2 protein-coding genes are annotated in these 11,345 nt (G+C 52.4%); both read right to left on the minus strand.

Translation table 11 applies throughout. From position 1 onward, the window contains the following. On the minus strand, window positions 1-9,455 hold a 9,455-nt coding region (locus H583_RS34975; protein ID WP_051237290.1), incomplete at its 3' end, for a non-ribosomal peptide synthetase. Between the two features lie 152 nt (window positions 9,456-9,607). Next, window positions 9,608-11,345: condensation domain-containing protein (locus H583_RS34980; RefSeq protein ID WP_036711718.1), on the minus strand; the 1,738-nt coding region annotated here is incomplete at its 5' end.

Consider the following 11,345-nt stretch of genomic DNA (forward strand, 5'->3'; position numbering starts at 1 on the left):
CGCGTATTGTCAATCGGCTTGCCGATCGGCACGCTCGCATACGTCTGTCCAGGCGCACAATCAAAGTACGTGACATCTACCGTCGCTTCCGTCGGGCCGTACAGGTTGATCAGACGCGCTCCACCGGCTGGTGCAATGTCGCGATGGAATCGTTCCACCTGCGAGGTCAGCAGCGCTTCACCGCTGGTGAACACCTGCCGCAGCGGGGACAAGCTGCGCTCACGCTCTGCTGCCGGCAACTGCTCGGCATACTCCAGGAACGCGTGCAGCATGGACGGTACGAAGTGCATCGTTGTAATCCGGTGCTGCCCGATCGCCTCGACGATCGCTGACGGGTTCTTCTCCCCCCCGACCGGCAGCATGAGCACTTTCGAGCCCTCAAAGGCCCACCAGAACAGCTCCCATACCGATACGTCGAACGTAATTGCCGTCTTCTGCATAATCGTGTCTTCCGCCCCGATCGGGTACCGCTTCTGCATCCAGCGCAGGCGGTTGATGACCGCTGTATGCTCGATCATCACCCCTTTCGGGCGGCCGGTCGTACCGGACGTATAGATGATATACGCCATATCTTCCGGCTTGCTGGCCGCCTCCAGATTGGATCCGTCCGCATCGTACACCGCCGCATCATCCAGATTGATAATGCGACCTGCATAGCCCGGGACCAGCCCGTCTGCCGCGTTGCCCTGCACAATCAGCACCTGGGCCTGCGAATCCTCCAGCATATACCGGATGCGCTCTTCCGGATAATCCGGTGCAATCGGCACATAGGCACCGCCGGCCTTCAGAATGCCCAGGATGCCGACCATCAGTTCCAACGAGCGTTCCGCCATAATGCCAACGATCTGATCCGGCACGACACCCGCTGCACGCAGCGTTCTCGCCAGCCGGTTCGCACGCTCGCTCAGCTCCCCATAGGTCAGGCTTCCTTCCCCGAACAGCACTGCCGGAGCATCCGGAGTCCGCTGCACTTGCTCCTCGAACATCCCGTGAATCGTCTGTTCGCGCGGGTAGTCCGCAGCCGTATCATTGAACGCTGCGATCAGCTCCGCTTTCTCGGCTTCAGTCGCAAGCTCCAGTTCTTTTACGGTAATGCCCGGATCCGCCGTCACCTGCTCCAGTACATGAATCAGATGTTTCCGCACACGTTCCATATCGTCCAGACCATACACACCGGAATTGTATTCCAGGCGAATCATGATATCTTCGTCCGGCATGACGATCAAATTGAAATCATAATTGGTCTGTTCGGCTACTTTCGCGTCGATAATATGAAGCTGCCCCTGCTCACCACTGGCTTGCTCCATTTGCTCTCCCATCGGGTAATTTTCAAATACCACAATATGTTGAATGAGATCCTGCCTTTGCCCGCTGGCAGCCTTTATCTCATACAGCGGATAGTAATCGTAACGGGTAGATTCAAGTGCCTGGTCCTGAAGTTGTCTCATGACGCTGGCAAATTTGTCGTCCGCCTCGCACCTGACACGAATCGGGATTGTGTTGATAAACAGTCCGATCATTGATTCAATGCCCGGAATTTCCGCAGGTCTGCCTGATACAACACCGCCGAACACCGCGTCTCCGGTGCCATTATACTTGTGAAGCATAATGCCCCATACTGTCTGCATGAGCGTATTCAGTGTGACCTGATATTGCTTGGCCACCCGGTTCATTTTTGCAGTCAATTCATCTCCCAGTTCAAATGTAAGATTTTCGGCTGCGTAAGTGTCGCTCGGGCTAACTGCTTTCTGCTGCGGCAGTGCTGCCTGCTGGTCGTAATCCGCCAAATAATTGCTCCAATACTGAGCTGCACCCTCATAATCCTGCTTATACAGCCACTCGATATATGAACTGTATGGTGCAGCTTCCGTCCTGCTGCTTGACCGTCCCTGAACAAAATCAGCATACGTCTCCAGCCATTCCTGCGTCAGCTGCGGCAAGCACCAGCCGTCCATTAAAATGTGATGGGAGCTCCAAATGACATGGCTGCTTTCTTCACTTGTACGCAGGACAGTTACCCGCATAAGAGCATCGCGCTCCAGATTGAAGCCGCGCTGCTTGTCAGCATGCACGAGCGCTTCGACTTGGTCCTGTATCTCGTGCTCGGTCACTCCGGTCAGATGGACATAGCTGAATTCAGCCTTCTTGTCCCGGTACACGATCTGTAGCAATTCATTGCTCCAGCTGCTGAAGAAGTTCGTTCGCAGCACCGCATGCCGCGCCGTGAGCACATCAAGGCTGTCTGCGAATAAACGCACATTCAGCTCCCCCTGAATCGTAAAGCGGGTCTGTTCGAAATACGCGCCAGCCTGGCCATCCATGGCGCTATGAAACCACATCCCCTTTTGCATCGGGGTCAGGGCATAAATCGTTTCAATTTCCCCGATATCCTTGGTCTGCGCTTTGATTCGCTCCAAATCATCAATCTGCAGTCCACTCACCAGCACATCACTTGGCGTCAGTTCCGGCTTGTCGATAGCGACACAATGGTCAATAATATTCTGCAGGCTTTGATGCATCAGGCTTACCAGCCGTTCAATCGTGTCACGGCGATATTGCTTGCTGCTGTAGCTCACATCCAGCGTGAGAACCCCGTCTGATATCATGCCGTTAATATCCAGTGTGCTGGTACGGACCTGGCGGCTGCTGATCTCAGCTCCTTGCGAATACGGCGATACGTCCATCTCATTGTTTTTCAGATCCTGGTCGAATTGCCCCAGGTAGTTAAAGCTGATTTCCGGTTTTGCAAAGACATCTTCACGTGCAGCATCGCTTTTGCCAAAGTCCGACAGGTAACGGTAAATGCCATACCCGATGCCTTTGCTCGGAATACGACGCAGGTTCTCCTTCATCGTTTTGATACGATAGGAGAGACTTTTGTCCGGGTCGCTTTCGAGCAGGAACGGATATTCGCTTGTAAACCATCCTACTGTGCGCGAAATATCGATTTCCGGCAAAATATCCTCCCGCCCGTGTCCTTCCAATGTGACCAAAACCCGGTCATGCCCGCTCCATTGCTGCAGGGCGCTGCCGAGCGCTGCGAGCAGGATGTCATTCATGTCCGTACGATAAGCGCGATGGACATGCTTCAACAGCTGCTCCGTCTCCTCCCGGCTCCATTCTGCGACAACGGATACGCTATCCTCCTGCAGGGACTTCTCCGAGTCAAAATCTTTAGGCAGCGGGGATACATCCGCCTGAAGCTTTTCCCAAAATGCTTTTTCCGCTTCCATTTCCGGGCTGAGCGCATAGGCTGCAAGCTGGCTGGCCCATGTCCGGTAGCTGTCGGTCTTGGCAGGAAGGCGTACTGCCTCTCCTTTCAGGGATTGTTCATAGCCCGAAGCGATATCTTCCAGCAGGATACGCCAGGATACACCGTCAACGATACCATGATGCATGACAAGCAGCAGATGGTCCCCATCATCCGTATGGAATAGTCCTGCTTTCACTAATGGCCCGTTATGCAGGTCGATACTGCTCTGAATTTCATGAGCTCTTTGTTCAATGATTTGACGAACATCCTGCCTGTGAACGCCTGAAGCAGCGTCCGTAAGGTCCAGAACGTCCAAATGGTATAATTCTCCCCCTTTTATCTCCCGATTCCAAGCCGTGTACCCTCCTTGTCCGTTTAATTGAAATACAATACGAAGTGCATCATGATGCACGGTCACAGCTTGCAGCGTATTGCGGATGGCGGTTTCATCGAATCCGTCTTTCCTGTACAGCATGATGGACTGATTATAGTGATGCTGGTCAGTGAATTGCTGCTCGAAAAACCAGCCGAGAATCGGCGTAAGCGGCATATCGCCCGAAACTTCTCCCTGGTCCGCCACTTTGACGGCCTGCTGCAAATGGCTTCCAAGCTGGGCAATGGTCGGATACTTGAACAGATCGCGGATCTCCAGCTTATAGCCTGCCTGTTGCAGACGGGATGCAACCTGGATTGATTTGATCGAGTCGCCTCCCAGCTCGAAGAAATGATCCAGTATGCCAATACGCTCCGAGCCAAGCACCGTCTTCCAGACAAGGGCAAGTGCTTGTTCTGCTTCCGTGCGGGGAGCAATGTATTCCGTACCCGTATGCACGTTGTCCGGGGCTGGAAGCGCCTTGCGATCAACTTTGCCGTTTGGTGTCAGCGGGAAGCGTTCCAGCTGCACGAAAAACGACGGAATCATGTAAACCGGCAACTCATCGGCCAAAGCGCTTCTCAGCTCGCTAACTGTCATTTCGCGTTCGGCAACAAAATAAGCGCATAATGCCTTCGTTCCGTTCTGATCCTCACGCGCCACTACGACGCTTTCCCGGACATGGTCCAGCTTCAGTATTTTGGACTCCACTTCACCGATTTCAATGCGGTAGCCCCGTATTTTCACTTGATGGTCGATCCGGCCCAAATACTCAATATTGCCGTCAGGCAGCCAGCGGGCCAAGTCCCCGGTGCGGTACATCCGGTATGCCTCAGAGAATGGATCGAATACAAATTTCTCATCCGTCAAATCCGGGCGCTGCCAATATCCGCGGCCTACGCAAGGCCCGCCGATATAAAGCTCGCCAATAACCCCGACCGGCAGAAGATTTCGCTGGCTGTCCATGACATACATCGAGACGCCCGGCAAAGGTTTGCCGATCGGCAGAGCTCTCGGCACCTCCGGGGTCGCCGGCTCGTAATAGCAGGCATCAATGCACGTCTCTGTTACACCGTAGCTGTTAATGATGCGGAACTGCGAGCCGAAACGGTCCAGCATTTTCCGGAATTCTTCCGGCGGGCAATAATCCGCTCCCACAGAAGCAAGTTTCAAGCTGCTGATATCCAGATTATTGTCGTAGATATGTTCCATAAGCGGAATCGCGATAGACGGCGTGCATTCGAACATTTGAATGCGGTGCTTCCGGATCAATTCATAGATTTCAGCCGGATTTGCACGCACATGCTCCGGACAGATGATCATCTCACCGCCATGCAGCAGCGTTCGGATCAGGTCGCCGGAAAAGACATCGAATGAGAAGCTGGCCCATTGCATCCAGCGGATGTTCCCTTCCCGCAGGCGATATTCTTGTTCCCATGCTTCTGACATAACCGTTAATTGTCTGTGCTCGATCATAACGCCTTTCGGCTGGCCTGTTGTTCCCGATGTATAAATCACGTAAGCCAAATGCGATGGTGAACTGACCGGCTCCAAATTGGAAGCCTCATTGGCATAGACGGATTCATCATCCAGCAGCACCGTAAGGCCGCCAAACGAAGAACGGGACTGCAAATGGCTTTGCGTAACGAGCACACCCGCCTTGGAATTATCCAGCATATACCGGATACGGTCTTCCGGATATGCCGGATCGATCGGGACATAAGCGCCTCCAGACTTCAGAATGGCCATAATCCCAACGATCATCTCCAAGGAACGATCCGCTATAATGCCTACCAGCTGATCAGGCACAACACCGCTTGCCCTTAATGTCCGGGCCAGGCGGTTCGATCTCTCGTTCAGCTCCCGGTATGAAAGGCGCTCATCCTCATAGGTGACCGCAATCCGCTCAGAATGAAGCTCAGCTTGCTCTTCAAACAGCTGGTGAACCGTGTGCTGCTGCCGGATTCCTGATACATCGCTATTGAACGTGAAGCGAATCTGATCTTGCTCTTCCTCTGTCATCATGCCGAGTTCGCCAATCAGCGCCTCCGGCGATTGTACAATCGAATGAAGCAGCTGTCTGAAATGATTCGCCATGCGTACGATGGATACACGCTCATACAGCGCGGTTGCATATTCAAGGCTGCAAGCCAGCCCCTCTGTTCCTTCCGCCACGTCCAGACTGAGATCAAATTTGGAAATACGATGTTCGAACGAAAAGGGCTTTAATTGCAGGCCTGGCAGCTCGAAATCTTTATTGTCCATATTTTGCAATGAGAACATGGTATCGAACAGCGGGTTACGACTCATATCCCGGGTGACTTTAAGCTTCTCTACGAGCTCCTCGAACGGATATTCCTGATTCTCAAATGCGGCTAGTGCCTGCTCCTTCACCTGCTCCAAATAGAAGAGGAAGGATGACTCTCCGGCCGGATAGTTGCGGATAGCGAGCGTGTTGACGAACATTCCGATCAGCGGCTGCAAATCATCATGCGTCCTGCCCGCATTTGTTGTGCCGACAACAATATCCTCCTGACCGGTATACTTATGCAGCAGTACTGTATAAGCTGCAAAGAGCACCATGTAAAGTGTCGTTCCGCTGCTTGCAGCAAGACGATGCAAGCCTTCGCTTATCTCTGAACTAACCGCAAATTCATACGTGTCGCCTTCGTAGCTCTGAATCACAGGCCGTGCATAATCAGCCGGAAGCTCGAGTACGGGCAATTCGCCGCCGAATGCTTGCAGCCAATAGGCTTCCTGTTGCTTCATCTGTTGCTGCTGGGCACCCGATTGCTGCCAGGCAGCGAAATCTTTGTATTGGATACGCAACGGAGGAAGCTCTTCGCCTGCGTAAAGCCGGACGAATTCGTCCACTACAACTCCCATGGACGTGCCATCCGATATCATATGGTGCATATCATAGAGAAGCACATGGCGATCCGGTCCCAATTCGATCAGACCAACACGCAGCAGCGGCGGTGTTCTCAAGTCAAATGGGCGGATGAAATCCCGGGTTTTGTGAGCAGCATCGGCTTCTCCGCTGGCCTGAATATATTCCACCGCAAAGTCAACATCCTGTTGTACCTTCTGCACAGGTTCACCGTCGATCAGCTCAAAGCCTGTTCGCAGCGTTTCATGACGGGCAATCAGCTTCTTGAAGGAGTTTTCCAAACGCAACCGATCGAGCTGGCCCTCCAGCAGCATTGCTCCCGGCATATTGTAGCTCTGCTCCGCGCCTTCAAGCTGCTGCAGGATAAAGAGCCGCTTCTGCGCTGAAGATACTGCATAATGTTCGCTTTCCTGAATGGCTTCAATGGCATTGAATTGCTGCCGCTCCAGCCCTCCTATAAGCAGGGCCAGTTCCTCGATGGTCGGGTTGCGAAACAATTCACGAAGGGATACATTAACATCCAGTTCCTTGTGCAGCCTGCTTACCAGCGCAGCCGCGCGAAGGGAATGTCCGCCAATCGCAAAGAAGTTGTCCGTGATTCCGACTTGCTCTGCCCCAAGCAAGTCCTGCCAAATAATCGCGAGCTGCGTTTCTAGCGGATTACGCGGAGCGATGTACGCCGTCCGGATAGCGCCGCCTTCTTGCGGATCAGGCAGAGCCTTGCGGTCCAACTTGCCGTTCGGCGTTAGCGGAAACTGCTCCAATTGCACAAAATAAGAAGGAATCATGTAATCCGGCAGGCCTGCAGACAACGTCTCCCTTAATTCATTCACGTTGAGTTCACGTTCCGCCACAATGTACGCGCAAAGCGCTTGCTGGCCGCTGCCGTCAGCCCGGGCGATTGCCAAGGCCTCTCTTACACCTTCTATTTTCCGAAGACTCGATTCAATTTCGCCCAACTCGATCCGGAAGCCTCGAATTTTGACCTGTTGGTCAATTCGGCCCAAATATTCAATCGTACCGTCCGGAAGCCATCTGGCAGAATCCCCGGTGCGGTATATGCGATTACCAGGCGCAGACGGATGAGAGGTAAATTTCTCTTCGGTCAGCTCCGGACGATTCAAGTAGCCTCTTGCCAGCCCGTCACCCGCAATACATAATTCGCCCGGTACATACACCGGCTGCAGCTCGCCGGAAGGGCTCAGGATCATAACCCGAATATTAGCTACAGGGGTTCCGATGGTAATGACCTCATTGGGCTCCAGTCCGTTCGCGCATGTTGTCACAACGCTGTTCTCCGTCGGACCGTATTCGTTGAACAATTCTACCTGAGGAAGCAGTTCCTTGCTGTTGGTTACCAGTGCACGGCTGACGCTTTCCCCTGCCAAAGTTACTCTTCTCAGCGCAGATACTGATTCGGCATTCGCGACGTTAAGCAGCGCTCCATACAGATTCGGGACACAGATGAAGTGCGTGATGCCGAAATGGCAAATCGCTTTATGCAAGGCGAGCGGGTCCTTGGCTTCATCCTCGCTGAGCAAATACAGTCCCGCACCCGATAATAACGAACTGAATGCGCTCATGACAAAACCGTCAAAGGAAAAGGAAAACAATTGCAAGACACGATCCGTTACACCCAACCCGTAATTTCGGATTCGCCATATGAGCGCGTTGGTTATGCTCCGATGTTCAATCATAACCCCTTTCGGATTTCCTGTTGTACCGGACGTATAGATAACGTAGGCCAGATTACCCGGATTAGAGACAGATTCAAAATCGGCATCATCATCGGCAGCATTATTCGCAATGTCCATATCGATAGTTGTGCCGTCGTAGTCAATGCGGTCTCGAAGATGGCCTTGCAGCACGAGTATCTGTGCTCCCGAGTCTTCCAGCATGTAACGGATACGGTCTTGCGGATATCCGGGATCAATCGGTACGTAAGCACCACCCGCTTTCATAATGGCTAACAGGCCGACGATCATTTCAAGCGACCTTTCCGCCATAATTCCCACCAGTTGATCCGGCTGAACTCCCGTCTCCTTAAGAACGCGTCCGAGCCTGTTCGCACGCGCATTCAGCATGCCATAGGTTAGCTGCTCTTGCCCGTAACTGACAGCGATCGCATTCGGCGTCCGCTTCACTTGCTCCTCAAACAGCTCATGAATCGTTCGCTTGCCCGCATTCTCCACAGCCGTCTGATTAAAAACTTCAAGCAAATGCAAGGTTTGAATATCCGAAAGCAGGCGAATGTCACCCAGTTTAGCATTGGGATCGGATGTAAGCAGGTGCAGAATTCGCTGCAGGTGATCAATAACTTGCTCAATAAAGTCAGCAGAAAATGCATGCTGATTATAAACGACACTTAAATTAAGGCGTTCATTTTCAAATTCAAACTGGAATAATAGATCGGCGACGACTGTCGGAATAAAATTTACATGATGTATATTTTTCAGGGCTACGATCGTATTGACGACTGGCAAGCCGTTCTTTTCCTGGATATTCATTTGCCCGGTCATGAGCCGGAACGGGATATTCTGGTGGCGGATTGCTTCTGTAAATGATTTTTTCAACGATGTCAGCAAAGATTTGAATGTATGATCCTGGTGCATGTCTTCCTTCAGGATCACTACCTGATTAACCGGCAGTCTTTTTTCCCCGGCTTTGCGTACAATTGGCATGCCGAGCACGACGCGCGACTCATTCGTATATTTGTGCAGCAAACACTGGATGCCGCCCAGCAGAATCATAAAGGCTGCTTGATGTGCCCCTTTGGAGAGGCGGATTACGGATTCCGAAATTTCGGAAGGCAGCGTCACAGAAACCGAATAATACGGTGCCGCCTCATTAGTTGGAGAATTATTGTAGGGCAAGGTCGTAGGCGTATCTTCAGCATCGAGTTTCATTTTCCAGAATTCGATTTCTTTTTCAAATGCCATTATGATCATCTCCCTGTCAAATCAAGTACATCCTTGAAGCGGAAGGCAATCGCTCACCAGGGTGCATGCCGCCATGAAAACTGCATGCACCCCGGATGAACGAGGCCAGGACCCTATCTTTTCATTTCTGGAGGCAACAGACCCAGAACAAGCTAGAAAGCAAAATCGATTTCTTCTTCCATTGCTTCATCCTGATCTCCGCTGCTGCTTAATACAATTTCGCCTAATCGTATTTCTGGACGGTCACATAGCCGGGATAACAGATCCAAGAAATCCTCCGTCAAATTCGTAATCATATTGGAGGAGAACAGCTTGGTACAATATTCGAAATGCCCGCTCAGCATGCCATCTTCAATCTCCATTTCCAAACACAGATCAAATTTGGCTGTAGTATACGATGGGACCAGCGGTTCGAACGACAATTCCCCGAAATGGGATATTCGAGTCTTGGCATTTTGCAGCATGAACATCGTGTCGAATACCGGGTTACGGCCTGGAACCCAAGCTGATTGCAGCTGTTCCGCAAGTTTATCAAACGGATAGTCCTGATGCTCAAACGCATTCAGCGCCGCCTCTTTCACTTCTTCCAGATAAAGCAGGAAACTCTTGTCTGCATGCGGGTAATTGCGAATCGCCAGCGAGTTGACGAACATGCCGATCAATGGCTCCGTATCCGCGTGTGTCCTGCCCGCAATCGGGGTACCGACGATGAGATCATCTTGTCCCGAATATTTATGCAGCAATGTTGTGTATGCTGCCAGCAGCACCATATAAAGGGTTGCTCCGGCTTGGGCCGCGAGATGCTGCAGCTTCTCATTCAACTGCCCGTCAATTGCAAAATGCAGCTTGTCTCCGTCATAGCTCCGAATATCGCTTCTGGCAAAGTCGGTTGGCAGTTCCAATAACGGGAGCTCTCCACCCAGTGTCTTCAGCCAGAATTGTTCATGCTCCTTCATTCGCTCGTCCTGCGCTTCCGACTGCAGCCACAGCGCGTAGTCTTTGTACTGGATCTCCAGTGAAGGGAGCTGTTCACCTTCGTACAGCCGTGCAAGCTCGCCCACTAATATATCAACTGAGAGTCCGTCTGAAATAATGTGATGCATATCAATTAGCAACAAATGCTGCTCCTCATGCTCCAGCCGGACAAGTCCTGCACGCAGCAGCGGAGCCTGCTCCAGATCAAAGTCGCGAACGAATTCCGCAGCGATAGTCTCTGCGTCCTCCTCCTTCGCATGCGAATACTCCAAAGTGAATTCAACTTCCTGATGTACCCGTTGTACCGGTTCTCCGTTCACCATCGGGAAGCTGGAACGCAGTGTCTCATGACGTGCAATCAATTGACGGAATGCTTCCGCAAGCCGCAGTTGATCAACAGGTCCCCGGACATACATGGCACCAGGCATGTTATACGTCTGCTGCGCTCCTTCGGCCTGATGCAAAATGTAAATCCGCTTCTGTGCCGAGGACACCGGATAATGCTCGGCAGCTGACGCGACCGGAATCGCACGGTATTCCTGCTGTTCCAACTTGCCAATCGCCTGCGCCATCGCTTCGACTGTCGAGTGGCGGAAGATATCCCGCAGCGGCAGCGCCACATGCAGTTCCTTGTTCAGCTTGCTCGCAAGAGCGGTAGCCCGCAGGGAGTGCCCTCCCAAGTCAAAGAAATCATCCTTCACTCCGATAAGATCAAGCCCGAGCACTTCCTGCCAAATGCGGACGAGCTTCACTTCGAGCTGCGTTCGCGGTGCGACCCGGTCATCACGATTCAAGATCATATCTTGCGGAGCAGGCAGTGCCTTGCGGTCCAGCTTGCCGTTCGGTGCCAGCGGCATCCGTTCCAGTTGGACGAAGTAAGACGGGATCATGTAGCTTGGCAGCTCCGCGCCAAGC

Origin of the sequence: Paenibacillus pinihumi DSM 23905 = JCM 16419 (assembly GCF_000422505.1) — a bacterium.
Lineage (GTDB): Bacteria > Bacillota > Bacilli > Paenibacillales > Paenibacillaceae > Paenibacillus_D > Paenibacillus_D pinihumi.